Here is a 25,178-nt window from a genome sequence, read left to right on the forward strand (position 1 = left end):
CTCCAATTAACTCCAAATTACAAATATAACAGTTCGCAACCTTGGGTTATACGACTAGGTCCTAACGACAAGGACCGTCGTATCTCACGGTATTGCGAGTCAAGGAAAGCGCCCCATGGGTGGTTTTACTACTCAGTTTGTTGTCGCACTCACCGTGACCATAAGCCTGGCTCTTGTTAGCGGCTGCCTGGGTACAGCATTCGGGCTGTTTCTGGCCATTTCGAAGGGCACGGCACAGCCCGGCCTCAACAGCGTCGTAACGGCCTACACGACGGTCGACGGTGAAGGCCATGAGTTGCTCGAGCTTCATGCCCTCCTGCTCGTAGATATCGTGCAGCTTGGGCGAGACCCTGGCGAGCCGCAGGCGCTGCTGCACGAACGTTGCGGACACGAAGAAGCGTGCCGCGATCTCCTCATGGCTGGCGCCCTGGTCGTGCAGGATCTGGATGGCGCGAAACATGTCGAGCGGATGTAAATCCTCGCGCTCAAAATTCTCGGCCAGCGAATCCTCTTCGATCGGGACCTCGCTATTGGCGTTGGTGACGACGCAGGGAACAGGCTCGGTCTTGACCATGCGCTTCTGCCTGACCAGCAGTTCCAGCGCGCGATAGCGGCGTCCGCCAGCCGGCACCTCAAACATGCCGGTCTCGTTGCCCTCGCCATCCAGCACTGGCCGGACATTGAGGCTCTGGAGCAGGCCGCGTCGTGCGATCGAGGCGGCGAGGTCCTCTATCGTTTCCCCGCGCTTGATGCGCCGGACATTGGACTGGCTCAGCATCAGCTTGTTGAAGGGGATATCACGCGAGGCGTTGAGGGTGATCTTCTGCTTGGGCGTAACCATGTGGACTATCTCCGCGACGGGCGGCCGAGACTCTCTCGACCTCCAAACCCGTCATGAAGACCGGCGCCGCCCTCTGACTCTGAGGACGGCGCCGAATCCAGAAAGACCGGGAGGGGCACAGGGCCGCGGACACGTCTTTGCGCATCTGCGGCTTTGCGGATTTCGAGGGCTGAGATCTCATGCGCCGTCCCGGCCAGACAGAGCGCCGTGGCAGAGGATGCGTTCCGCGTCGCGAATGCTTCCGGCCCGGTGGGCGGCCTCTGCCCAGACAGATATCCGCAGGTCGGTGGCAAAGAGCATGTCGCGCTCGATGCCCATGCCGAAGGGCAGCCGGATCGACGTCATTTCGAGAAGCGAGAACGTGCCCAGCTCGGGATAGCCGAGATCAGCGAGGCCGAACATGGTGTTGCCATCGGCGTCGAGCTCGGTGGCGAGCCATACGCCCTCACCCAGCGGATTGAAGAACTTGACCACTGGGATATGGTCGGTGTCGCGCTCGAGGCCATTGATGAGCAGGCGCTCGCGCAGGTCGTCGGTGAGGAGAATCATGCCGCCCTCCTGTCGATCTCGGTCTCATCGACCTCGGCGGAGCCTGCCTTGGCTCCGCTGCCAGGTTGCGGCAGGAAGGCGAGCAGCCAGTCAGCCGCCTTGCTGGCCTGGGAGGCGGCACGAACGATGGCGCGGTTGTCTTCGCGCAGGACCTCAAGCCAGGAGGCAAGGTAGTCGGCGTGGCGCACGGTTGGCACGATGCCAAGCGAGGCGCAGCAGAAGGCAGCGTTCATCTCGGCGACCAGTTCCTCGAAAGCATATCTCTTGGTGCCGAAGGCGCCGCCAAGGTCACGGCCGACGCGGGAGGCATGGCCGGTCGCATGCCCAAGCTCGTGCAGGGCGGTGCGGTGCCAGTCGATGGTCTCGAAATAGGCCTGCGGGGGAGGCACCCGCACGTAGTCGTGCGCCGGCGCATAATAGGCGCTATTGCCACCGATGCGGAAATCGATACCTGTCGCCTTGATCAGCGCGTCGACGGCCGGCTCGATCAGTCCGGGCTCCGGTGTAACCGGAGCCGCGGCCAGACCGTCGGGCAGATTTTCACATTGCGCCACGTTGAACACGATGAAGCGCTTCAGGAACGGTATGGCCTGTGCCGCCTCGCCGGTTTCCCGCGCGCGATTCTTCTCGTCGTCAGGGATGAAGCGGTCAGCATAGACGACGGTGGTCCCGTGTTCGCCCTTGCGGACATGGCCGCCCAGCGATAGCGCCTGGCGGAAAGTCAGCCAGCCCTGGACGGGAAAGCCATGCTCGACGACCGCACCCCACAAGATAAGCACGTTGATCCCGGAATAGGCGCGGCCTGTGGCGGCATTGGCCGGCATGGCGAGGGGCGCTTGCGCCGCCGCCGTGCCCCAGGGCTGCACCCAGGGAAAGCGCCCAGCTTCCAGCTCGGCGATGATCTTGTTGGTGATATCGTCATAGAGGCTTGCCCGGTCGGCGCCGGCGCGAGCGTAATGTCTGGACATCGCGGTTCTCCGCGACAGGCGCCGGAGGCCTCTCCTCCAGCTCTCAACCCGTCACGGCAAACCGGTCCGTACTCTCACTCTAGTCGGCGTTGCGGGGGCCTCCCGCAGAAGGAGGACGCTCTCGAATTTGGGCAATGCGGAGCTCGGATACATAGTCCGATTCAATACCCCGCCTGGGATTCGGTTCCATGCTCAAGGATCTCCGCGCCGGCGACCGTCGGCGCTCAAAGGAAGAACGGCGTATAAGCCGCAGTCCTGCGCGCGGCCGCAACAGCGGATCATTGTCGCGCGCAGGACGGAGGAAATTCGCCCCCGCCACGGGCGGTGAACGGGACAGCCGTAGGAGCGTCAGCATAGCGCCGGCCGCAGGACGGGACGCGGGACCGACTGTCCCCGTCCGCGGTGGTCCACATGTTTTGCGTCGAAGCCGACCGGCGAGATCGCGCGCATTTCCGGCTCTCGACAGTCCGGCCGCTGATGGGCGACGATGCGATAGGATTGTCCAGCCCAGCGCCGAATTAGCCTGGACGAATTCGATGAGGTCTTGCATCCCTTCCCCCCTCAATTGCGTGGCAGCTTGTGAATTTCCAGCCTGACAGGCCCTCCCCTGTCACAACTTGTGCAGAAGAGCGCTCGCTCGACCGAACTGAACAGGGCGCCTTTTCCATAGCGTTCGATGAGCCCGGCAGGCTTTACCGTTGCATGGTGCGAACAGGATCTGCACCAAGCCCGCAACACATGCCACTCGCGAAGATCGCCGAGCGCCACATCGAGGCCTGCATGAACGCTGCCATCAATGATGGCCTGCGGTGGGATCTTGACCTCGCCTGGTGTCAGGATTTTCTCCATCACATGCCGACTGTTGTAGTGGATTAGCAACATGCCCGGCCGGCGCCGGATGGCAGCTTGCCATGCGGCCTGGCTCACCGTTGAATCGGGGGACCGCGAAATGGTTTCTGACAAAGCCTGCTCGTCGCGATCCCAAACCTCGATCCGAAAATTGTCTTCCGCGGTTTTTGCCATAGCTTCGCCGGCCAGCGCGTTTCACGCCGAACCATGGTCCCTTTGCTGCTCAGATCACGCTGAAATAAGGAACATATTCCTCTCTCGTCAAGGGTGCGCTTGACTCTGCGTTCTCTTTTTGTTCACTATTGGCAGAATTAGCCATAGGAGGCGAACCATGGGACTTCGCTTGAACATCGAGAACGCAACACCCGAAGAGCTCGCACGCGGCATCGCGGCAGCCGAAGCGGTGTTTGCACGCGCCGGCATTACGGCTTTGCAAGGCGCGGAAGGACTGTTCGCGTTGGAAGGCTGGGATATCAAAGGCTTTCCAGAAGACGACAAGCCGACCGAGGACGAGGATCGGGCTGCCACAATCTGGTTGGAAGCCGACGAGGCGGCGGCGGCGGCATGTTGTGCGGGCTGGCCGGCGGAAAAAGTTCCGCATCATCAGGTCATGGAACTGATCAACGTTCCCCGCACGAAGTTGCAAAGTGAGGCGATTCCAGACACGTGGCCGGAGCGCAAGCAGCTCTATCCTGCCGTCGTCAAGCGGCTGGAAATCACGACCGGCCCGGACCGCCAGATCGATTTCGATATTGCCTTTGTTCTTGGCTGGGTTCCCGAGCGGCCGACGCTGGATCGGGTTGAGCCGCTTTCGGAAGATGGAGACCGTATCCCCTTCTTCACCAGCGACCTGGCCCAGGTCGAAGAGATGGCGCGCAAGGCGCTCAAGGACTGGACAATCGAGATTGACCGAGATCCCTGTGATGCCCACGTTTTCGACGCGACGGCCAGCGATGACGGTGATGAGTTGCGCATGGCGGCATGGCGTGATTTCGACGGCTCCTTGCATATGGAAAAGCCGCCGGCAAATCCTGCAATCGCGCTGACGCTGGCAATGATGCGCGGCCAGTCAATGCATTTCGAATAGTGGTCAAACGCAGTCGGGGCTCACCAAGGCCATCGGTGATCGACCGCGACTGGCCACACCAGGTTGCGCTGCCGGATGACCTCTGCACTGAACGGAACTTCACCATGATCGCGACGTTCTGCCAGGAACGAGGGCTTAAGCACCAGACGCGGCAGGTGCAGGCGATATGGCCGAACGGGAAATATGAAACCTTTCGGCTCCATTGCTTCGGCGAAGCCGCGTCTGCAAAGGTGTTTCTTGATCACTTCGAGGGGCTGATGTTCGATCCGAAGCGAGATCGGGAGTATGGAAAAGTGCGCGGCGTCTGGCGCCGCACGGGCGAATACACGCCGGTTCTCGATCTCGGCCCTCTGAGCGTGCCGGAGATATTGCGAAGCTAAAGTCACGAGCTTTCGGCGCGAACCGTCTCCACCGAAAGCGAACCGGCTGGAAGAGGCCGCAAAAGCTCAGCCTCAGGCTTCGTCAAATTGATCCAGGCCGCCCAATTCTGCGGCTGAAGGACGACCACCTGGCGGTTGTGATATGGCGCGACATCTGGCCCAGGATCGGTCGTCAGCATGGTGAAGGTGGGCGGCTTGTTGCCGACGGCTTCACGCCAAAGCCCAGCGACGGCCATGAATGGAGAGCCGGTGAGCGTGAAGCGATGTTTCGCCTTCGGATACTTTGTCCCGGTGAATTCGAAGAATGCGGAGGCGGGGATGAGGCAGCGCTTGCTATTCCCGAATTGCCGCCCTTCGGAGCGGAAGTTGAACACAGGCCCGCCCTTTGGTCCGGTCGGTGGAAATCCGAACGTCATCGATGCCAGTTCGATCGCGTCGCCGGCGGCGCGCATTATAGGAGCGGGATCCTTGATGCGAATGTCGTCCGCCTGTGGCAAATCGAGTTCCGTCTGGTGGATCGGGACTTTGAGCGCCAGCGACGCCATCATCCGGCAATACTCAGCCCAAATTATATGCTGTTCGTAATCGTTGCACATGGACGGCTCCGGATGTGGGCGCTCTAATCACACTACGGCATATAGAGACGTGACGGAACGCGGTCGGCACTCAACCCAAGGATCTCGTTCAACCAGGACATCGGTCTCCTTGCGGCCCCAACGAAGGCTTGCGAGCGTCGCGGGTCTCTTTGAGCCCCTCGAGAACGCCGAGGCAGCCTTTTTACGGGCAGCGACATGTCTTCTGCCGGTCATCGTCGGCCGTACCCCTTGCGGGTTAGTCATAGAAGGCTACGACTGGACCAGGAAAGCCGGACATAGAGAGCGGGGACCGGATTGCCTCAAGCGTAGCCCACTCCTGTCGCACACCGGCAAACTGCCGCTGTTCGACCAGGCGCAGAACTTCCGCGACATCTATCGTGTGCCAGTCCTCGCGGCGCGCTAATCCAGTTCGTGGTAGGCGCCCTGATGTCGGTCCTGGCCTGATGGATGGATCGCTACGGCGGCAGGCCGCTTCACTCGGTCATGCCGCCACGCCAATTTTACATACCACCGCCGCAGCCGTCGGACAGGTTCCAAACATCCACGATCTGCTTGCCGGTAAAACCGTGTTCATGGATCAGGTATTTCGCCAGTCCGCCATACATCTTCCAGCGCCAGCATTGGCAGCAGCACGGGCCTTTCTCGTTGGAATTGGCCATCGCGTAGTCGTAAGCCTTCTGCTCATCGCCGGTGAGCTGCATGTCATAATAGGCCGTTGCCTGTTGCGCGGTCGCCACCGGTATGTCGTAAGGATCCTGCGGGATCATCGCGATGTCGCGGTATTTGGTCAGGCCATCCGTCTGTTCTGAATAGCGCTTTAGGTCCATCGGGCTGCAACACGAGCCCTTGATCCGCGATATGGCCGGCATAGTGGCGATTGAGTCCGTGAACTTGCTCGAGCAGGAGCTGTTGCCATTATGGCTGAGATCCTCGAAACGCTTGATCAACCACGGATCACTGGCAGCGACCGCTGTGTTGGCGCTCAGGAAGACCATCAACCCGGCGACCGCGACCGCCATGGCGAGCGTTTTTCTCGCGAGGTTCGAAATAGGAGCCATTAGAAGATTCCTTTCCCGGCCTTCAGCCGATGCGCGTGAATATTGGAAACTGTTCGAGCAGCCAGAACGAGAATGTCGACATCTGTCCGGTGATCATGGCGAGCCCCATGATCACCATGATTGCGCCGGCGGCCGGTTGCAGCAGCCGGCCCGCCTGGCGCATCGCCTTCAGCCGCCGCGCCAGGCTGTCGGTGAACAGCGCGGCAAGCAGGAACGGAACGCCAAGGCCAAGCGAGTAGATCGCAAGCAGGGCGACGCCGTCGGCGACCGTGGCGGAGGCAGCACCCACGGTCAGGATTGAGCCAAGAATCGGACCGATGCAAGGCGTCCAGCCAAAGGCGAATGCCAGACCGAGCGCGTAAGCGGACATCGCGCGGCCGCCGGGCGCGGCGGCATGAAACCGCGCCTCGCGCATCATCCAGCCCGGGCGGACGAGCCCGATGAGGAAAAGGCCGAACAGGATGACGATGGCGCCGCCGACAAGATTGAGCTCGACGCGGTAGCTGAGCAGCAATCGGCCAAGCGCCGTGGCGCTGGCACCGAGCACGATGAAGACGGTCGAGAATCCGAGCACGAAGCACAGACTGAGACCTGCCGCCGACAAGCGGGCCGTCCGATCGGCCGGCCCGTCAGTCGGCGTTCTACCGGCGACATAGGAAACGTAGCCCGGCACCAGCGGCAGCACGCAGGGCGAGAGAAACGAGACGATGCCCGCCGCGAACGCGGTCAGCACGCCGATGTTGGAAAGTTCGGGCATCGATCAGCTACCTCATTTCTGCAAGCCCCGCGCCCGCTCGATCAGTTTTTTCATCGTATCAAGATCGGTGGCGCCGGGAAAAATCTGATCCCCGACAATAAAACCTGGCGTTCCGGTAATTTTTAGCGCTTGGGCTAGTTCCATATTGCGGTCGATCGACGCCTGGATTTCCGGGCTCTGCATGTCGGTCTGCATGCGCGGGACATCGAGGCCGGCCTCGGCCGCGACCTTGAGCACCACCGCCTCGGTCACCCGTGTCTTGGCGCCGAACAACGCCTTGTGGAACTCCACGTACTTCCCTTGTTGGTCGGCCGCGAGTGCTGCCTTGGCCGCGAACACGGAAGCTGGCCCGAGGATGGGGAATTCCTTGTAGACGATCTTGAGTTGCGGATCGTCGGCCACGGCTTGCGCCATGATAGGTGCTACCTGGCGGCAATAGGGACAGTTGTAGTCGAAGAATTCGACCATGGTGACGTTGCCTTCCACGTTGCCGCCAACAGGGCTGTGCTTGTCTCGAAGGATATCGTCGGCACGCGACGCAAGCGTCGCCTTTGCCTCGGCCGCATCGGCCTCGCGCTGGCGTGCCTCCATCCCTTGTATCGCCTCCATGATGACCTCGGGATGCGCGATGATGTAGTCATGCACCCGTTGGTCGAACTGGTCCTGGGACATTTCGCCGGCCGCGATCGCCAATTGCTGCGCGCCCTGAAAGCCCGGGTTGAGCAGGAGCCATCCTGTCACTCCGGCAAGCAGAAGCGTGCGGACAAGCCAGCCCCCGTATCGATTTGCCTGTTTTAGCCTGCTGACCATGTACGTCTCTCCTTGTTATCCGTTAAGGCGGCCGGGTCGGCATGCCGCCGATGAAAACTGCGTCAAAAGAGGTCTCTCAGTTTTGCCAGCCAGCCCTCGTCCTGCTCATGGTGCGGACGCTCGACGTCGTTGGTGAGTGCGTTGACGAAGGTGACGAGATTGATCGGCGCAAAATTCAGGCCGTGGAAATTCGCCCGCCAGCGGCCCTGCTTGTCGATCACATGGGTGACGGTGCCGTGCATCTGATAGCCGTCATCGGTCAGGGCAAACTTGTGGCCGAAGGCCTCCGCCAATTTGCGGGTCGTGTCCTCCGGCTGTTCCTGGGTCGTGGTCAGGGGCAACCAGTTCACCGGGTCGAGCCCATGGACCGGCCCGTAATTGCGCAGCACGTCCGGCGTGTCTCTCGTGGGATCCGTCGTGATGGTCACGAAGGTGACCTGATTCTTCATCGGCGTGCCGTTCACCATCGTCTGGATCTCGGCAATCTTCTCGGCATGGAGAGGGCACACATCCGGGCACGAGGTGTAGATGAAGTGAAGGACGACGACCTTGCCACGCAGATCGGCCATTCGCACGACGCGCCCTTCGGCGGAGCGCAGCGTAAAATCGGGCGCCGGCTTGTCGATCTGCTGGAAATATTTCTCGTCGCTCTGAAGCATGGCGTTGACTTCATCCAGCGTGTGCGCTTCAGCACTATGGACAAAGCTGAAAACCAGCGCCGTCAGCGCGATGAGGCTGCGCAGCGGGGGCATGCCCGGCGACAGAGCCTTAGGCCCGTTTTGGACCCGGACGAGCATCACCTATTGCCTTTCGGATTGATGGGCACTGCCTTGGCGCCATCACTGTCACCGTCGGCGCTTGGGGCAACATTTTTGGTCGAGCAGGCTCGGCCGGTCATCCTGTTCATGCAGAGGCCAAGCGCGCACATGGCGACGCAGGGCAGGACACTGAGCAGCAGCGGCGCGACGCCGACCGCAACCAGCCAGCTCCAGTTGAAGGCGAGGCCGGCGATGGCAATGACCGCGCCTGCAGCGATCAGGCCGCGCCGGCCGCCGAGATAGTTCCGGATGGCGAAGCCGCCACCGGGCGAGTCCTTGGCTCGGGTCATTTCCGTAGCGGGCATCTCATTTTCCTTTCTCAGTCTGCGGCGACATGGCGGCGGATGAACGCGACCATGTCGGGCGCGTCCCATTCGGCCGGTCCGATCAGCCGACCGACTTCCTTGCCCTTGCTGTCGATCAGCAAGGTTGTCGGCAGGCCGAAGACGCCGAGCGCGAACATTGCCTTGCTCGACTTGTCGATGTTGAGGGCGAGATGCGCGATGCCGATCTCTTTGAAGAACTGTTTCACCATGTCCGGGCTACGATCTATCGACAGCGCGACGACCTCGAAATCCAGCCCGCCAATCTCGGCCTGCAGCCGGTCGAGGGTCGGCATTTCCTTGCGGCAGGGGACGCACCATGTCGCCCAGATGTTAAGCAAGACGACCTTGTCGGAAAATTCGGCGAGTGTTCTCGGCCGGCCGTCGGCGTCCTCGAATCTGATTTCCGGCAGGGGCACAGGAGCCTCATGAACGGCAAAATTCTGCGGCGGCTCGACGGCCAATGCGGGCTGTGTCATCGCCACCAAGGCGCCCAAGACGGCGAGAGCAAGCATTCTCATGGCTGCCTTTCCTTCGCTTTGGCTCTCAAGCGCTCGACCAGCGGCAATATCGTCTTCTCAAGTGCCTCTTGCGTCACCGCGCCGATGTGCTTGTAGGCAATTTGGCCGTCGGCGCTCACCACGAAGGTTTCGGGTACGCCGTAGACACCCCAGTCGATGGCGACGCGGCCGTTCAGGTCCGCGCCAGTACGCGTGTAGGGATCGCCCATCGTGTCGAGCCATCTCGCGGCGTCATCGGGCCTGTCCTTGTAGTTGAGGCCATGGAGCGGCACCTTGCTGTCTGCCGCCAGTTGCATGAACACGGGATGCTCCTCGCGGCAGGCGAGGCACCATGACGCAAAGACGTTGACGAGCGAAACCTCGCCCTGGAGGTCGCCGCTCGACAAGCCGAGCGTGCGTCCCTGGACAGGTGCCAGGCTGAAGGCGGGCACCGGCTTACCGATCAGCGCCGAGGGAATGTCCGACGCATTGCGGGTAAGTCCCCAGGCAAGCACAATGGCGAGCCCTGCAAAAACCACCACAGGCAGGACCACCAGCAGCAGCCGCCAAACGGGCCGGATGGCCGGCCGATCTGATCCAAGAATGTCACCGCGGGTCATCATGCCACCGCCCAAATGTGATTCCCTGCCCCGTTCGCACATATCTTGCGAGCGCTGCCACTGTGAGCAACAGAACTACCAGGACAAGAAAGCCCGCAACGGACAGAAACGTCATGGCCAGCCAGGTTTTGGCAGGGCAATCGGACATATTGGCCATCATCGCAATGCCTCACTCTGTTGCGTAAACGGTAGGTGCTTTGCCGTCCTTCGTGAAAGCGTAGATCGTCCAGGTCCCAGCCTTTTCGCCGCCCATGCCGGGCGCGCCTGTCGGCATGCCGGCCAGCGTGATACCGGTAATGGCAGGCCGTTCGGTCAACAGTTTCTTGACGATATCGACCGGCACCAGCCCGTCGACGACATAGCCGTCGACCATCAACGTATGGCAGCCTTCCAAGTCGGCGGGCACGCCGGCATCGCTGCTGATCTGGGACAAGTTGTTGACCGGCTTGATGTCGACCTTGAAGCCGTTGTGGTCCAGATACCTGGCATAGGATTCGCAGCAGCTGCATTGCGGGTTCTTGTACATCACAGCGTTGATCGTTGCCGCTACAGCGGGCAGCGGCATTGCTATCGCGACTGCGAAGGCGGAGAGGGCGAAGGTCGGTTTCATTGCAGTTCTCCTTGGTTCATTGGTTGGTCTGGTTGGCGAAAAGGTTCAGCGATTGGCGAAGGAATCAGGTGACTCGGAACACGGTCATCAGGCCGGCCATCTGATGGTCGGCGACATGGCAGTGCAGCATCCAGTCGCCGGGATTGTCGGCGACGAAGGCGCATTCGATCGTGTCCTTGGGGGCGAGCAGCACCGTGTCCTGCCATTGCCGGTGCGGCACCGGCGAACCGTTGCGAGCAAGTACGGACATGCTGAAACCGTGGATGTGCATGGGATGCCACCAGGCGGTTTCGTTGCGCATGGTGAGATGACAAGTGGTGCCGCGTTTCAGCGTGAACTGCGGCGCCATGCCGGCGTGGCCGTCGCCGGTCATCGACATGCCGTTGATCGCCCAGGCAGGGGAGCCGTTCATGCCGGGCGTGGCCATGCCCATCATGCCGCCGACTCCGGCGAGCTTGCCGCCACCCATCATGCCGCCTTGCAGGACGATCTCCTGGCGTTCAGCATTGCCAAGATTGGGTTCGGATAAGGGGTTGCGCGGCAGGCCGACAGGCGCGTCGAGAGGATGAGCCCTTAGCGGCGGCGCGTTGTCGTAAGCAAGCGTGATCAGCGTATAGGCGAGGCCGTCATAATAGTCGTCGATCACCGCGTGGCGCTTGCCCGGGTCGCCCTGCATGTCGACCACGACATCGATGCGCATGGCAGGCGCGAGAACCAGCCGGCCGTCTTCCGCTTCGTACGGGTCACAGGGCTGGCCGTCGATCGCCACAATGATCGGGTGATGGCCTTCGAAGCGCAGTGCCATGATGCGGGCAAGCGAGGCGTTGATAATCCGCAGCCTGACGCGCTCGCCAGCTCTCACGCGTTGGTCGGCCGGCACCGTGCCATTGAGAGTGACGACATTGCCGACGCGGCCCGACATGGCCGCGTCCATCGTGCTGCCGGAGCCGGGAACGATCTGCCTATCGGCGGTCAGCCGCCAGTCCTGCAGCATCCACACAAGGTCGCGATCCACAACAATCGGCTCAGCCTCCTCGACGATGAACGCGCCGGCAAGTCCGCGGCCGAGCTGCACGAGGCTGTCGGCATGCGGATGGTACCAGAAGGTGCCGGCGTCGGGCGGCGTGAACTCATAGACAAAGCTTGTTCCCGGCTTGATCGGTGCTTGTGTCAGGCCAGGCACGCCGTCCATGGCGTTTTGCAGCCGGATGCCATGCCAGTGAACCGTAGTGTCCTCGGAGAGCCCATTCTGGACCGTGATGCGAACTGGCCTGCCCTGCTGCACACGTAGTATCGGGCCGGGCACCGTGCCGTCATAAGCCCAGACAGCGGTCCATGGACTATCCGGACCAGCGAGGCTGGCGCGCCCGTGCGCCGCCTTTAGCTCACGCTCATCGAGCTCAGATGCCCGTGGTGACCTCGTGGTCAACAGGGTTGTCGAGACAAAGCCCGTCGCCGCAACGAGAAATCCGCGGCGCGACATGAAATGACTGAAATCGGAATTCACCCTTGTGCCCTTCGCGATCTCAATCGATGGCGGCCATCGATTGATTGCTGTCCGCACCCGCCGAGCAAACGCGCGCAGCGGATGATCAAAAGCCAGAAATCAGCCGCAGGACGGCTGAACCGGCCTCAAACGAGATCGATGGGTCTTGGAGGGAATGGGTCGGGCACGGAACTTCGCCCGCGCAGGAACGGGGCTGGTAGCGCCGATGGCTGCTGCGCCCGCAGAAGCATCCTGATGGCGAGATCTTGCGGCAACACAGCCAGGACAGGTGCGACGCATACCGGCGGACAGTGAATCGGGTTGCCGCTGTCGCTCGCGCCCTTGAGGCAAGCCTTGCAATCGCCATTCATGGCGGAACCGGTGGCCATGCCGACGTCGGCGGGCATGGTCATGCCGCTGCCGGTCATCATCGTCATCTTGGCCGACATCATGCTGGCCTGAGCGGCAGAAAAGCTAAACCCGACAGTCAGGAAGACCGCGAGCAGCATGACAAGGACGTGTTTTGGCGACGAGCATGCCATCATAGCCCTCAGGCTGGTCTCGAAATGTGCGTTTGGCAAGTCAAAACAAGAGACTGCAACATTGAAACAGTCCCACTCGCCGAGATGTGATGGTAAGCAATCGATTTCGCGAAAGGACTCGCGATCGCGCCCTTATCCGTTCACTCGTCTCCCTCGCCTAGACCCGTCGTCGCGATAAAGTTCATACCACGCGGCCCCACCTTCGTCATAACAAGGCTCAATACCCCGGCGACTTCGAGTTTGGCTGAACGGGACGGAACCAAGAAAAGTCGAAGCCGTCGTGCCAAAATTCGAATTTTGTTAACCTTGCTGACGAACGATGCTGTTATTGCTAATAACGCGAAACGCGACATCGAGTTGTCAACGGCAGAGCAGACAGCAGGGGCTGATCCACAAGGGACAGAGATGAATTTGTTTCAGCGACTGCTCGGTTTTTTGACCCTGCCCGCCCTCGCCCTGGTTATGTCAGCTTGCGTGTCGACGGTTCTTGACGTCGACAACAAGGCAAATCAACCAATTGCGGCGAGCCTCATCAGCGATATGAGCAAGCGCAAAATGACGCCGGCCGATCCCATTCTGATCCGCATCTTCAAGGATGAAAGCGAGCTTGAGATCTGGAAACGTGATCGCACCGGGCGTTATGCCCTGTTGAAGACCTTTCCGATGTGCCGCTGGTCCGGGAAACTCGGCCCAAAAACGAGAAATGGGGACCGGCAGGCGCCAGAAGGATTTTACAACGTATCCGCAGGCATGCTGAATCCGAACTCGCAATATTATCTCTCTTTCAATCTGGGCTACCCGAACAAACTGGAAAGCGCCCTTGGCTATAGCGGCGAAGCCTTGATGGTTCACGGCGCCTGTTCGTCTTCAGGATGCTTTGCGCTCACGGATGCAGGCGTCGCGGAAATCTACGCCGTTGCCCGTGAAGCCATCAGGGGCGGCCAGTCCTCCTTTCAGGTGCAGGCTTTTCCGTTCCGGATGACGCCTGAAAACATGGCACGGAATCGAAATGACCCTAATTTCGATTTTTGGACAAACCTGAAACAGGGCTACGACATTTTGGAGGTCACGGGTCGTCAACCCAGGGTGTCTTATTGCGGCAGACGATACGTCTTCGACGCGACCTTTGAGGGTGGCGATCCTCGCGACCCGCTGGCTTCATGTCCACCGATGCTAAATGCAGAAAACGGTGCCGTGGTCGCTCGACGCGTTTCAGATGAACGCAAGATGGAAGCGGACCTTGCCTCCGGCACAAATATATCGGCCCATGCATATTCAGATGGCGGCATGCATCCAAGTTTTCGGAAACTGCTGAAAAGCCGGGGGCCTGCGGTGCTTGCTCAGAAAACATCATTGGATGACGTTCCGATTAGTCGACCGGATGCTGCGCTGGCGGATCCCCACGCGCCGAGCGAATGACATGCAGAAGCCCAGAATGCCGTTCGATCCTGTCGAGGCGGGATCGCAGTGTTTCCTCATGTTGCCAGATTTGGCCACGGTATTACCGCATTTCGGCTTTCAATAAGCGATGGTTAATAAGCGAGGGTTAACCATTAGGATCGATATTCGGATGTGAAAACGACGCATCCGTTTGGGCAAATCCGGGGACAAACGGCAGCCTGCAAGGCCTTTTGATTTGAACAGCATCGAACGACACCCAGACGGTCGGCACTATCACATGAGCGTCTGGCCGAGATGGCTGGCAGCTGTGATTGTTGCCTTTGGGGTTCTTGCCACGATGGCTGGTGGCGCAAACGCCGAAACACGTTCGCTGAAACTCTATCACCTCCATACACAAGAAAAGGCCGAGATCGTCTACAAACGCAATGGCCGCTACGATCCGGAGGGTCTGAGAAAGATCAACATCATTCTGCGCGACTGGCGTCGCAACGAGCCGACCAAGATGGATCCGCGTTTGCTGGATTTGGTCTGGGAATCGTACCGCGCCAGCGGCGCCACCGACTACATCCAGGTCGTCTGCGGCTATCGCTCGCCGGCGACGAACTCGATGCTTCGCAGCCGCAGCAGGGGTGTAGCCAAAGAAAGCCAGCACATGCTCGGCAAGGCTTTGGATTTCTACATTCCCGGCGTACCGCTGAAGAAGCTGCGCAACATCGGCCTCAAGCTGCAGGGCGGCGGCGTCGGCTACTATCCGTCATCCGGTTCGCCCTTCGTCCACATGGATGTCGGCAACGTGCGCCACTGGCCTGGCATCAGCCGCCAGGAACTCGTCAGCCTGTTCCCCAACGGCAAGACACTGCATGTGCCGAGCGATGGCAAGCCGCTGCCTGGCTATGAGCTTGCGCTCGCCGCCTATAAGGCACGTAAGGGCGCTGGCGCTCCGACAATCGAGATGGCCAGCGCAAGCGGCGGTTACAAGAAATCCGGTGGTCTACTGGCTGCTTTCTTCGGCAGCGGTTCTGACGAGTCGGATGATAGCGCTGATGTCGCGACCGCCGCGCCTGCGCCCAAGCCGAGGGCCGTGAAGCCGACAGCGATCGCAAGGAGCAGCAACCTCCCGGCCATAGCCGTTGTGGCGCCGCAGGATGCGCAACGCGCCGACATTACGCAGATTGCCGATGACAACGCTGCCGATTCGCAGCCGCAGCAGGACACGCCCGAGACCATTATCGCGGCGCTGCCGGCGCGCAGCATTCCGCTGCCTGATTTCGCACCGCGTCCGAAGGCCGATGTCGGCGCGCAGCCGCCGAGAGATGTTCCGCTCGGCATGGCGGATGCCACCGCCGCCCCCGAGCAGACGGTGGCGACGGCGCAAGCGCCGACGAGCGTTCCGTCAGGCATGACTGATCCTGCCATCGTTGCCTATCCAGCTGTGGTCGCGGTCAACAACATTCCGGTACCGGCCTGGCGTCCCGACCGATCGCTGCCGGCTGACCTCGCACCGCAAGACAAGCATGTGCTGCTGGCGCTGGCGGATACCGCCTCACATGACCAGACTGCCAGTGATGTATCTTGGGTGAAGCCAACTGCCCGGCCTGACAACGCCGAGGTCAAGGCCGTCCTCGATGAATATCAGGTCGCCTCCTTGCCGGAGCCAAGCTCGTCGTTCAGTGATCCGGCCGGTGTGAATGTCTTGTCGCCGCGCAGCCAGATTTCTGCCCTGCCCGCCGATTCCGATCCGGCTGGCGTTATTCCCGCGTCGCCGCGTAGCGCGATCTCTGCCCTGCCGGCCGGTTCCGATCCGGCTACAGCGATTGGCGCAGGCGTGAAAACCACGCCCAAGGAAGCCAGGGCAACCGCAGGGGACCCGAAGCACAATCCCAAATCCTTGGTGGTCGCCGCTGCGCCGCGAGCCGCACGCTGGGCGCTGAACAGCGGAGAAAATATCGCCACAGTCTCAAGCGCAACGACAGCGCCGCGCTATGCCTACAATATCGTGCACACCCCGCCGAGCGAGGTCTATACGGCCGGTTTCCAGCCGAACAATCAAATGGCCGACACCAACAGATTTACCGGCAACGCCGTCAGGTTCATGTCGATCGCCCGCTTCCAGACCAGGTGAAGACTTGCTGATCTGGAGGATTTAGGAACCACGGCTAAGAAAATCAGGCGGTGGCGATTTCGCCGTCGTCAGAGACTTCAAGACGATTGCACCAACCTCTATGAAACGCGACGGCCGCTAGACTGCCGCCAAAGGGAGCGTCGAAACCTAATGGGTAGCCGCGCGACCGACTGCAGCAAGGCATTGAAAGCCGACGCGGGCGAAGGCAATGCCATGGGGATCGGCGGAAGGCCCTCGTTTCTCATCGGCACACAAATGCTTGTCGGTGCGCAGTCCTATGAAACGCTGAAAACCGCTATTGATCCGGATCTCGGCGCGATGAGGCTGGCCCGTTCATAGATGGTCCATGGGCAAATATAGAGCGTAAGGTCCTACTGTACGGCGCCAACCAAAACCGGTTGGCCCGCGCGGATCGAAACCCAGCGCCCCGTGTTATCGACCGCCTGTCGCTTCAGGAAGCTATAGTCCGTTTCATCCCACAGGCGGACCTCGTCGGTCAGATTGTCGAGGAGAAAATCGCCCTTGTCGGTGCGCACGGTCAGGACAGCATGGCCCTCACCGTCGGGCTTCCGCACGACAGTGATCAGAAGATCGGCAAACGACAATCCCATGCGGAAAAGCTCCCGTCGCTTTTCCAGAACATAATCTTCGCAGTCGCCAACACCTTTGTCTGGATAAGCCCAGACTTCGTCCTTGCCGTAGATGTCGTAGTCGCTCATTGGCTTGACGGCGGCGTTGACTCTAACGGTGACGCTGGTCAGCTTCCGAAGGAGCGCGTCAGTCATCCTCGCTGGAGCGAGGTTGCTCGGACGAATCGAGCATTCGGCGGGATTGGTCTTGCAGAAATCATAGTGTCCGATCGGCTGCGAGGTCGGGCCGCCCGTTGCCATGGGATGAGCGGCAAGCGCAGGCGCTGCCGACCAAGCCAGTCCGGCAGCAATCCCGACACACGCGCGCACTACCCGCGCCGTCGAAAAGGAATTCATTGTCCCGCTCGCCCTTATTAGTTAACGAAATGTTAAAGGGGTTTTACAGTTCGTGTCAATTGCATCGACAGCCGGATTGGCAGCATGGTTACCCGGACGGCTAGAGCAGCGGCCGTTATGCAACAGCTCAAGACAACGAGCGCGATGCCGCCGTTCGGCATTGGAGTGACGACACTACCAACGAGCGACTATGTTCGCGCCGACTGCCCCGATCACTGCCAGGCCCGCGATGGCGATCGTGTACCAAGTAGCAACGAACAGCGGAGAATCGTCCGTGCACTGGGCCGCGTAGAGCGTCGCCGCAATCGCTCCTGCAAATATCCCACAGACCGCGCCTGCTAGGGTCGGCCGTGTCGAGGCGCCATGGCGTAAGACTGCCAGGAAAATGCCCAAGGGACCGATGCCAATTAGCGGTATGTAGGTTAGGCATACCATGCTGTTCCTGCCTATCATTCTCGCCGACCAGATATCCGGTGAAAGAAGGAAGAGTTCGACGATTACCGCAACGGCGATGAGCATGGGAGCGACCGCCAAATACGGAATTGTTTTTCGCCACGCATTACCTGGAGTTGACAGTGCGCGGGCCGGAACGAACGCGCTCGCCGCCAGCGATATGGTGACGACAAATTTGAACAGAAACCGCGGCGTCTGCGCAGCCGCGGCAAAGTCAGGTCGAAGGCCGAGCGTAGCGAAAAAGACCGATGCGGCCACCAGAATTGCCAGTCCTATCGCCCCCCACCATATGGAGGGGAACAACAGCACAGGGCGCCTTGCGTCCATGGTCAACGTCTTGATGAGATCATCTGTCTTCATTTCAATTCGTTCCAAATCGCCGGAAGATGGCTTTCAGGCCACGGTGAAGCGCAACTCGCACCGCCGTGTCACTCATGCCTAGGGACATGGCCGTCTCGCCGATCGAATGCCCCTCGACTGAGACGGCCGATACTACCGCTCGCTGACCTGGAGTAAGCGTTTTGAGTGCCCGACCAATCTCAAGTTCACTGACTGCATCGGGTTCCGGCTCGGCGTAGCTATCGGCGACGTCTCCTATCTCCACGTGGATCCGGCGACCCTGCCGGCGAAAGGCGTCTATCAGTTTGTGGCGCGCAATTGCATAAATCCATGGCATGACGGGTCCGTCTTCCCGCCAAGTATGACGTTTCAGATGGATAGCCAGCAGCGTCTCCTGCACCACGTCCTCTGGATCAACGCCGCCCTTTACAATCCTCTTCTGGACGAAACCTCGAACACAGCGTGCTGCTTGGTGAAGAAATCGCTCATAAGCGTTTTCGTCGCCAGCAATTGCGGCTCTCAACAGCCGGGCGAGTTCGTCTTCGGCCAAGGTGCTCAAAAGCCCTTTCTCCCGAGTTCGTCAAAAACCTGCCGTTGTTACCTCGGCTGCAAATTATTGTTCCGCCTAATGGCCAGCCAATAACTCATTCGTGTGCGCCGAAATACAATGCGAACGTCCCGAAACGGTCGCTGGCTCGTGGCGACTAGATACCCTTCGGCAGTGCGAGTTCGTTTACCAGGACAAGATTTTCCAAGCCAATCACGCGTCGTTGGATAGTTACATTAACCAAAGAGGATCAAGAAGGGGGAAATTGACTGTGCGAACATGAACGATCACTCGCCGCAAACACGCAACCCACTCGGAGCTTTGCCTGCGAGCGCCGCCCCGCGAATGCCTTGGGTAGATACGGCAAAAGGCCTTTCGATCATCCTGGTTGTGATGATGTACGCGGCTTACAACACCGGGGAATATACCGGGCAAGTCGGGTTCCTGCATTACGTCATCGGTTTCGCCACTCCCTTTCGGATGCCCGAGTTCTTTCTGATTTCAGGGCTTTCCTTTCGCAGGTGATCGATCGACCGTGGCGCCGCTATGCCGACCGGCGAATCTTACACTATGCCTATTTCTATGCCGTCTGGGCGATCATCATGATCGGCCTGAAGATAGGCATCTATGGCCGGGACCCCAGCTCGATGCTGCGTGACATCGCCATGTCGGCCGTCGAACCGTATGGCGTCTTGTGGTTCATCTACATGCTGGCTGTATTCGGCCTCGTGGCAAGGCTGTTGTGGCAGTTGAAAATCCCCGATCCCATCGTGATCGCACTGGCGGCCTTGCTGCGGATGTCGGGCATCGAAGCGACCAGCTACATCCTGACGCAATTCGTTGCCTATTTCGTTTTCTTCTATATCGGCTATGCGGCGGCGCCGTTCGTATTCCGCCTGGTCGGATGGACGCAGCGCCATACTGTGCTGTCCGTCGCAGGCTTGCTCGTCTGGGCGCTCGCGAACGGCCTGCTGGTCTTTTCACCGGGATTCTCGGTCCAACCAACGGTCACACATATGGGACTGGCTACCTTTCCACCGCTGCATCTTGGCCTCGCCGTACTGGGCGCCCTGGCGCTTTGCGTACTGGGCGCGCTGCTTGTCAGGCTTTCTTTCATGGATTGGCTGCGCTGGCTCGGCGAGCATTCCCTGGTGATTTACGTCGCCTTCACGCTTCCGATGTCAGTCTTTCGCGCGGCCGCCTTAAGGACTGGGCTGATCACCGAAACGGGGGCACTCAGCCTCGCGGTTCTCATTGTCTCCTTGGCCAGCCCCGTCCTGCTCTACATGCTGCTCAAGCGCGCTGGCATTGGTGCCTTCTTGTTTGAACGGCCAAACTGGGCGCGTCTTGCAGGATCGGACGCCCTGCCCGCGCCGAAAGGGCAGGTTCCTTCACGCGCGAGGCTCAAAACCGTGGAGTGAGAGGTTTCAACGACTACGCGCTGCATCAGGGCGAAGGTCCAACTTCATTGCAAAGCTGGGACCGCCACATTCGGACCAAACTGCCGCCTCATTGCCATTGGAAACCGGTCTGGACGATGAGGCCGAACCAACAGAGCACCGCTTTGGCCAGCCGCGTCGTTGACTTTGCCGGCTGTGACGGGCAACTGTTTCGGCTCAATACGGCGAAAAGCCGTTCCGTCTCGGGGAAGAAGCGCCTTTCTGGATGCACGATACAGCCGATGTCATCGCTGCGCTCGGCAATGAGCCGCCGCTGGTCGCGGATGGCCGCAGCCGCCCGCCTGACCGGCGCGAGATCTCGGCGCGTTGGCTGTCGGGCACCTTCCTGACCGGCGTCACCTCGAGTGTGCTGATGGGAGTGGCGCTGTTCGCCGCTGTTGACGGCCGCCAGCAATTGGCGACGCCACCCGAGATTGCCGAATTGGGTCACCTCGAAAACGGCGGCGATTCCGGCGACGTCGCCAAGACGACGAGGCTAGTGGCGCTACGCCAGATCGCCAAGGCCAAGGACCGCCGGCGCATGGAAGTGTCGATGGTGACGAAGGTCGGCGACCGCGACGTCATCAACACTGTGCCTTTCGTGCAGATCAAGATGGCGCTTGCCGCCGGGCACACAACCAGCCGTCCCTACCCGCCTTTCGACCCCATGCAGGTGTTTGCCGACGACGGCGCCGAGCAATCCGCGCCAAGCGACACTGGCGTCAGTCAGATCTATGGCGCCAAGGTCGAAAGCGAGATGAGCCTGAAGACCGTCGATTTCCCGATCGAAACAGCTTCCTTCGACGAAAAGAGCGATCTGTCCGCCGAGGAGGTGGAAAAGGTGGTGCGCGGGGCCGGCACCGGGCTGAGCGATGGCGCGGTGCAGGTGGCGTCGCTGCACTATGTTGACCCTCAGCGCTTTGGAGACCAACTGGCGCAGAGCATGGCCGGCTCCTATGACGTCAAGGTCGTGCCAGAAAACGTCTCGGTGTCGCCGCGTGCCATCGCCGACGACAAAGCGCCGGCCTTCGCCGAAGAAATCATTCCCTTCACCAAGGATCTCGACGTCACTGAGGCTTTTGCTGATTCCGGCTACACGGGTGCAGACGCCACAGGCATGGCCGAAGCGATCGCCAAGTTGTTGAATGCGACTGCGCTCAAGGCAGGAACCGTTCTGCGCGTTGGGCTGGAGGTTCGCGGCGAGCAGGCAAAGGTTGTCCGCACCAGCGTTTATGACAAAACCCAGCACATCGTGACCATTGCGCTCGACGATCACGGCCAGTATGTGCCGGCGCAGGAGCCTGAACCCAATCCCGAATTACTGACCGCGTTCGACGATTCGCCGCCGGTGGCGGTGCGCGGCAATTTGCCGAACATCTATGACGGGATCTACCGCGCCGCTTATTCCTACGGCATGTCGAAGAAGATGACCCAGCAACTGGTCAAGCTTTTGGCATCCGGCGTCGACTTCCAGTCCCGGCTCAACCCGTCGGACCGCATGGATGTTCTGTTCTCGCAGCCGGACGGCGACGACCAACCTTCCGACGAGTCCGAACTGCTTTATGTATCATCGACCTTTGGCGGCACCGTGCACAATTTCTACCGCTTCCACATGCAGGATGGCAGCACCGACTATTTCGACGAGAACGGCAGCAGCGCCGAGCAGTTCCTGCTACGCAATCCGGTTCCCAATGGCAGGTTTACCTCTGGTTTTGGACTTCGGCGTCACCCGATCCTGGGTTACGTCAAAATGCATACCGGAACTGATTGGGCAGCCCCGATCGGAACGCCAATCATTGCCGCCGGAAACGGTATCGTCGAGAAGGCCGGATGGGCCAGCGGCTATGGCAAGCAGACAATATTACGTCACGCCAACGGCTATGAGACCTCCTACAACCACCAGAACGGCTTCGCCAAGGGCATCGTGCCGGGGGCTCAAGTGAGGCAAGGACAGGTCATCGGCTATCTTGGCTCGACCGGTCTTTCCACCGGTCCCCATCTCCACTACGAGCTGATCGTCAACGGCACCAAGGTCGACGCGATGCGCGTTCGCCTTCCGGTCGGCAAGGTGCTGAAGGGCGATGACCTTGTAGCCTTCAAGCGCGAGCGCCAGCGCATTGACGACCTCCTCAAACAGGAAGACAGCGATCACTTGAGGGTAGCAAGCGTCAAGGGCGACGACTGTGCAACCATTTGCTAAGATTCTGCGACAGGTACAGCACGCCCGTCGACACCAGGTATACGTTTGAAATTGAGCCATCCATTTGGGAGCCTGTGAGAAACAAGCTTTTGTCGCAACAGCCCCAAGCTTTGCTCTCCTGCCTTGGAGGCGTATCGATGAATCGCAAATCGGCATTTAGAATCGCGTCAATCGCGCCGATGATCACCTTTTTCTTGGCGGGCCAGGCAAGCGCACACCCACACGTTTTTGCCGAAGCAAGTCTCAGTATCACCCTTTCCCCTGACCGGTCCTCCGTCAACTCGCTGCGGCACTTGTGGCGCTTCGACGAAATCTTTTCCAGCACGGTGATGATGGAGTTCGACAAGAATCTCGATCTCAAGCTCGACAAGGCAGAAATGAATCTTGTCTCCGAAACGGTCTATGCGTCCCTTGCTGATTATAACTATTTTCAGCTCGTAACCGTCGATGGAAAAGACATTGTGATGGATCCTCCACCCGCACTCACGACAAAGTTCGAGAATGATCAACTGATCGTCTCGTTCGAATCGAAGCCGAAACAGCCGCTGATGCTTGCCGGCAAGATTGATTTCGGCGTGTACGATCCGACCTTCTACACCGCCATCGATTTCTTGACTGATGACAAGCTGGTGGTCGATGAGCTGCCGGCGACGTGCACTCGCTCTGTCATCAGACCGAATGCCGACGACGCCATTTCGCAGAATCAGAAAACCCTGACGGACGCGTTTTTCAACGATCCCGCCGGGACCGACATGAGCAAGATATTTGCGACGAAGCTTGAATTGTCCTGTGGCGCAAAGGGCTAGCAACTATTGGCTGCGGGGAGGTTTCTCCAACCTTCCGGGGGACAGCGGTTTACCACCCGCAGGCTTTCAGAAACCGCCCCACCGTGCCGGCCATGCCATACTCCAACGCATCGGCTGTCAACCCATGCCCGATCGACACTTCGGCCAAGGCCGGGATGCGCTTTGCCAGTGCCGGCAAATTGTTCACCACCAGATCGTGCCCGGCATTGACCTGGAGCCCGGCGGCAAGGGCTGCGTCAGCGGTTTTTCCCAATTTTTCCAGCTCATTGGCCGCCTTGGCTGAATCGAAATGGCAGCTGCCATAGGGACCCGTATAGAGCTCGATTCGGTCGGCGCCGGTGTCGCGCGCAGCAGTGACGCCGGCGGGATCCGGATCGGAAAACAGCGACACGCGAAGGCCCCCCTTTTTCAGGCGCTTGACGATGGGGTTAAGGAACGCCGCCTCGGCGGCAAAGTTCCAGCCATGGTCCGAGGTCGCCTGCGCCGGATCGTCGGGCACCAGCGTCACCTGTTCCGGCTGGTGCTTTTCCACCAGCGCCAGAAAATCCTCGTTCGGATAGCCCTCGATGTTGAACTCCGCTTTGGGAAACTCGTCGTCGATCAGCGCCCTGATCTCCGGCAGGTCGGAGTGCCGCGTGTGCCGTTCGTCGGGGCGCGGATGCACCGTCAGCCCATGCGCGCCGGCGGCAAGAGCCAGGCGCCCGAGGCCGATCACGCTCGGCCACGGCAGGTCGCGCCGGTTGCGCAGCATGGCGATGGCGTTGAGATTGACGGAAAGCTTTGCGGGCATGGCTTCGGGTCCGTATCTAATGGCACGCGCTGTATCGGCGGCCATCTATAACGCCTTTGGCGGGGACAGACAGAGGGTTTCGGGTGTTCCAAGCCGATCCTTTGCGCCTCCGCCTAGCCGTTCTCGCAGACACCGTCAGACCGCGCAGCGAGAACTCTAAATAACTGCTACCAAAACAATTCAAACTTTATTCCTATTTTATCCACACTTTAATTAATATCTACTTCCCGATTTTGCGTCAAATAAGCACTCCTGTGTCAGTATCTCCTCTAACGGGGAGAATAGAACAATGAAAAGGAAGAAGTCCGGACTGTTGCTTTTGGCAACGGTCATTCAGCTATCCGCCTTGGGAACAGCAAACGCGGCAGCGCCGGCTTTTATGCACACAGGCGGCCGCACTACACAGCCGGTTGGCCACTACGAATTCTGCAAGCGCCTGCCGGGCGAGTGCCGCCAGATCACACCGAAAGAGCCGCCGGTAGTGCTCTCCCGCAATCTCTGGGCCGAAATCATCAAGGTCAACAACAGCATCAATGTAAGGATCAAGCCGAAGACGGACCTGGAAAACAATGGCGTCGAGGACTATTGGACTGTCCTCGACAATGGATTCGGCGACTGCGAGGATTACGCTCTGGAGAAGCGCCGCGAACTGATGAGTGCGGGTGTTCCAGCCGGCGACTTGCTGATGACAGTGGTGCGTCTGCCTAACGGCGAAGGACACGCTGTGTTGGCCGTCCGCACCAACCTCGGCGAGTTCATCCTCGACAATCTGGAAGCAAGGGTGCTCTCCTTCGCGGACACCGACTATACCTACCTCAAGCGCCAATCCACGGAGAATTCAGGCGTTTGGGTGGCGATCAATGATGGCCGCGCCGACGCCGTGGGCAGCGTTCGCTGAGGGCGCGCAACGCAAAGTCGGACCAACCTCCCCTCAGCAGCGATCGTTGCACGGAGCCTATCCAGTCCTCGGGGTAGGTCCGCCATCCGTGGCGAGACGCATCGCCGCGGCTTTTCAAGCCGTCACGAGCGAGGCATTTTCCGGTCTTCTGCACTTCATCAGGAACAAATACCGACAGGTGCTCGTTAGCCCAAAAACTGAAGGCTATCAGCTTCGTGAATGACCGGCGGACAAACACCCTCATTCTTGCAACGGTCTGCATCGCGGTAGCGATGACGTTTGCGGCCTCTATGGTGGCACGCGCCTCTCATTCGGAACCTTTGCCGCTTAGGGCTTCGGTGGAAGAAGTCGCGGTATCTGGGCCAAACGAAGTCACTGATTGCGATAAAGTCGTCAAGAACGG

General features: G+C 60.1%; 28 protein-coding genes and 1 pseudogene. 10 read left to right on the forward strand and 19 right to left on the reverse strand.

Going from position 1 to position 25,178, the window contains the following annotated elements:
- Positions 1 to 202: 202 nt before the first annotated feature.
- The 4 genes and pseudogenes from FCU66_RS32405 to FCU66_RS32420 all read right to left on the reverse strand — a co-directional run.
- Positions 203 to 841: pseudogene (locus tag FCU66_RS32405) on the reverse strand (ParB/RepB/Spo0J family partition protein); the annotation flags it as partial.
- A 177-nt stretch (positions 842 to 1,018) separates the two neighbouring features.
- Positions 1,019 to 1,390: a DUF2958 domain-containing protein gene (locus FCU66_RS32410; RefSeq protein WP_136620775.1), complete on the reverse strand. Its 372-nt coding sequence runs from the start codon at positions 1,388 to 1,390 to the stop codon at positions 1,019 to 1,021.
- Positions 1,387 to 2,358, reverse strand: a complete 972-nt coding sequence (locus FCU66_RS32415; protein WP_136620776.1) for an ArdC family protein — start codon at positions 2,356 to 2,358, stop codon at positions 1,387 to 1,389. Before FCU66_RS32415 ends, FCU66_RS32410 begins: the two co-directional genes overlap by 4 nt.
- A 561-nt stretch (positions 2,359 to 2,919) precedes the next feature.
- The gene (locus tag FCU66_RS32420; protein WP_023708333.1) at positions 2,920 to 3,381 is read right to left on the reverse strand and encodes a hypothetical protein; all 462 of its coding nucleotides are present in this window, start codon (positions 3,379 to 3,381) and stop codon (positions 2,920 to 2,922) included.
- Positions 3,382 to 3,499: 118 nt separating this feature from the next.
- On the opposite strand from FCU66_RS32420, the gene FCU66_RS32425 reads away from it, so the two are divergent.
- On the forward strand, positions 3,500 to 4,294 hold the full coding sequence (locus tag FCU66_RS32425; protein WP_246094127.1) for a hypothetical protein: 795 nt from the start codon (positions 3,500 to 3,502) through the stop codon (positions 4,292 to 4,294).
- A 35-nt stretch (positions 4,295 to 4,329) separates the two neighbouring features.
- Entirely contained in the window at positions 4,330 to 4,674 is a 345-nt protein-coding gene (locus tag FCU66_RS32430; RefSeq protein WP_136620777.1) for a hypothetical protein, read from the forward strand.
- A 2-nt stretch (positions 4,675 to 4,676) separates the two neighbouring features.
- Here FCU66_RS32430 and FCU66_RS32435 read toward each other — a convergent pair whose 3' ends face one another.
- The 11 genes from FCU66_RS32435 to FCU66_RS32485 form a co-directional block, all read right to left on the reverse strand.
- A complete protein-coding gene (locus tag FCU66_RS32435) occupies positions 4,677 to 5,270 on the reverse strand; it encodes an SOS response-associated peptidase (RefSeq protein WP_136620778.1) in 594 nt (197 codons plus the stop codon).
- A 500-nt stretch (positions 5,271 to 5,770) separates the two neighbouring features.
- Positions 5,771 to 6,289 carry a hypothetical protein gene (locus tag FCU66_RS32440; protein WP_181956579.1) on the reverse strand — a complete coding sequence of 173 codons (519 nt, stop codon included), beginning with the start codon at positions 6,287 to 6,289 and terminating at the stop codon, positions 5,771 to 5,773.
- A 61-nt stretch (positions 6,290 to 6,350) separates the two neighbouring features.
- Positions 6,351 to 7,085, reverse strand: coding sequence for a cytochrome c biogenesis CcdA family protein (locus FCU66_RS32445; protein ID WP_136620779.1), 735 nt, complete (start codon positions 7,083 to 7,085; stop codon positions 6,351 to 6,353).
- 12 nt (positions 7,086 to 7,097) lie between these two features.
- Positions 7,098 to 7,778, reverse strand: coding sequence for a DsbA family protein (locus tag FCU66_RS32450; protein WP_246094128.1), 681 nt, complete (start codon positions 7,776 to 7,778; stop codon positions 7,098 to 7,100).
- 179 nt (positions 7,779 to 7,957) lie between these two features.
- Positions 7,958 to 8,647, reverse strand: a complete 690-nt coding sequence (locus FCU66_RS32455) for an SCO family protein (RefSeq protein ID WP_136620805.1) — start codon at positions 8,645 to 8,647, stop codon at positions 7,958 to 7,960.
- A gap of 44 nt (positions 8,648 to 8,691) precedes the next feature.
- Positions 8,692 to 9,018 carry a hypothetical protein gene (locus tag FCU66_RS32460; RefSeq protein ID WP_136620781.1) on the reverse strand — a complete coding sequence of 109 codons (327 nt, stop codon included), beginning with the start codon at positions 9,016 to 9,018 and terminating at the stop codon, positions 8,692 to 8,694.
- A 14-nt stretch (positions 9,019 to 9,032) separates the two neighbouring features.
- The gene (locus FCU66_RS32465; RefSeq protein ID WP_136620782.1) at positions 9,033 to 9,557 is read right to left on the reverse strand and encodes a TlpA family protein disulfide reductase; all 525 of its coding nucleotides are present in this window, start codon (positions 9,555 to 9,557) and stop codon (positions 9,033 to 9,035) included.
- Entirely contained in the window at positions 9,554 to 10,156 is a 603-nt protein-coding gene (locus FCU66_RS32470) for a DsbE family thiol:disulfide interchange protein (RefSeq protein ID WP_136620806.1), read from the reverse strand. Before FCU66_RS32470 ends, FCU66_RS32465 begins: the two co-directional genes overlap by 4 nt.
- Before the next feature lie 169 nt (positions 10,157 to 10,325).
- A complete protein-coding gene (locus tag FCU66_RS32475; RefSeq protein WP_136620783.1) occupies positions 10,326 to 10,766 on the reverse strand; it encodes a DUF411 domain-containing protein in 441 nt (146 codons plus the stop codon).
- Between the two features lie 64 nt (positions 10,767 to 10,830).
- Positions 10,831 to 12,249 (reverse strand): multicopper oxidase family protein, encoded by a 1,419-nt coding sequence (locus tag FCU66_RS32480; RefSeq protein ID WP_136620807.1) that lies wholly within the window; start codon positions 12,247 to 12,249, stop codon positions 10,831 to 10,833.
- Between the two features lie 149 nt (positions 12,250 to 12,398).
- Positions 12,399 to 12,761: a hypothetical protein gene (locus FCU66_RS32485; protein ID WP_246094130.1), complete on the reverse strand. Its 363-nt coding sequence runs from the start codon at positions 12,759 to 12,761 to the stop codon at positions 12,399 to 12,401.
- Between the two features lie 495 nt (positions 12,762 to 13,256).
- Here FCU66_RS32485 and FCU66_RS32490 point away from each other — a divergent pair, with 495 nt between their 5' ends.
- The 3 genes from FCU66_RS32490 (at position 13,257) to FCU66_RS32500 (ending at position 16,656) form a co-directional block, all read left to right on the forward strand.
- Positions 13,257 to 14,213: a L,D-transpeptidase family protein gene (locus tag FCU66_RS32490; protein ID WP_246094138.1), complete on the forward strand. Its 957-nt coding sequence runs from the start codon at positions 13,257 to 13,259 to the stop codon at positions 14,211 to 14,213.
- 259 nt (positions 14,214 to 14,472) lie between these two features.
- The gene (locus tag FCU66_RS32495) at positions 14,473 to 16,317 is read left to right on the forward strand and encodes a peptidoglycan L,D-endopeptidase MepK (RefSeq protein ID WP_136620785.1); all 1,845 of its coding nucleotides are present in this window, start codon (positions 14,473 to 14,475) and stop codon (positions 16,315 to 16,317) included.
- 150 nt (positions 16,318 to 16,467) lie between these two features.
- A complete protein-coding gene (locus FCU66_RS32500) occupies positions 16,468 to 16,656 on the forward strand; it encodes a DsbA family protein (RefSeq protein WP_127385594.1) in 189 nt (62 codons plus the stop codon).
- Positions 16,657 to 16,688: 32 nt separating this feature from the next.
- On the opposite strand, the gene FCU66_RS32505 is transcribed toward FCU66_RS32500, so the two are convergent.
- The 3 genes from FCU66_RS32505 to FCU66_RS32515 all read right to left on the reverse strand — a co-directional run bounded on the left by FCU66_RS32505 (position 16,689) and on the right by FCU66_RS32515 (position 18,654).
- Positions 16,689 to 17,303, reverse strand: coding sequence for a transglutaminase-like cysteine peptidase (locus tag FCU66_RS32505; RefSeq protein ID WP_127385595.1), 615 nt, complete (start codon positions 17,301 to 17,303; stop codon positions 16,689 to 16,691).
- A gap of 174 nt (positions 17,304 to 17,477) precedes the next feature.
- Positions 17,478 to 18,116, reverse strand: a complete 639-nt coding sequence (locus tag FCU66_RS32510) for an NrsF family protein (protein WP_127385596.1) — start codon at positions 18,114 to 18,116, stop codon at positions 17,478 to 17,480.
- A gap of 1 nt (position 18,117) precedes the next feature.
- The gene (locus FCU66_RS32515) at positions 18,118 to 18,654 is read right to left on the reverse strand and encodes a sigma-70 family RNA polymerase sigma factor (RefSeq protein WP_136620786.1); all 537 of its coding nucleotides are present in this window, start codon (positions 18,652 to 18,654) and stop codon (positions 18,118 to 18,120) included.
- 267 nt (positions 18,655 to 18,921) lie between these two features.
- On the opposite strand from FCU66_RS32515, the gene FCU66_RS42350 reads away from it, so the two are divergent.
- The 4 genes from FCU66_RS42350 to FCU66_RS32530 all read left to right on the forward strand — a co-directional run bounded on the left by FCU66_RS42350 (position 18,922) and on the right by FCU66_RS32530 (position 23,087).
- Positions 18,922 to 19,167 carry a hypothetical protein gene (locus FCU66_RS42350; RefSeq protein WP_246094131.1) on the forward strand — a complete coding sequence of 82 codons (246 nt, stop codon included), beginning with the start codon at positions 18,922 to 18,924 and terminating at the stop codon, positions 19,165 to 19,167.
- Positions 19,164 to 20,063 carry an acyltransferase family protein gene (locus FCU66_RS32520; RefSeq protein WP_246094132.1) on the forward strand — a complete coding sequence of 300 codons (900 nt, stop codon included), beginning with the start codon at positions 19,164 to 19,166 and terminating at the stop codon, positions 20,061 to 20,063. Before FCU66_RS42350 ends, FCU66_RS32520 begins: the two co-directional genes overlap by 4 nt.
- 244 nt (positions 20,064 to 20,307) lie before the next feature.
- Entirely contained in the window at positions 20,308 to 22,281 is a 1,974-nt protein-coding gene (locus FCU66_RS32525; RefSeq protein ID WP_127385599.1) for a M23 family metallopeptidase, read from the forward strand.
- Positions 22,282 to 22,418: 137 nt separating this feature from the next.
- Positions 22,419 to 23,087 (forward strand): DUF1007 family protein, encoded by a 669-nt coding sequence (locus FCU66_RS32530; RefSeq protein ID WP_136620787.1) that lies wholly within the window; start codon positions 22,419 to 22,421, stop codon positions 23,085 to 23,087.
- A gap of 49 nt (positions 23,088 to 23,136) precedes the next feature.
- Here the strand turns inward: FCU66_RS32530 and FCU66_RS32535 are convergent, their stop codons facing one another.
- Entirely contained in the window at positions 23,137 to 23,877 is a 741-nt protein-coding gene (locus FCU66_RS32535; protein ID WP_136620809.1) for a pyridoxine 5'-phosphate synthase, read from the reverse strand.
- 289 nt (positions 23,878 to 24,166) lie between these two features.
- Here FCU66_RS32535 and FCU66_RS32540 point away from each other — a divergent pair, with 289 nt between their 5' ends.
- Positions 24,167 to 24,775 carry a transglutaminase-like cysteine peptidase gene (locus tag FCU66_RS32540; RefSeq protein WP_136620788.1) on the forward strand — a complete coding sequence of 203 codons (609 nt, stop codon included), beginning with the start codon at positions 24,167 to 24,169 and terminating at the stop codon, positions 24,773 to 24,775.
- Positions 24,776 to 25,178: the final 403 nt, after the last annotated feature.

Origin of the sequence: Mesorhizobium norvegicum, from assembly GCF_004919685.1 — a bacterium.
Taxonomy (GTDB): domain Bacteria; phylum Pseudomonadota; class Alphaproteobacteria; order Rhizobiales; family Rhizobiaceae; genus Mesorhizobium; species Mesorhizobium norvegicum.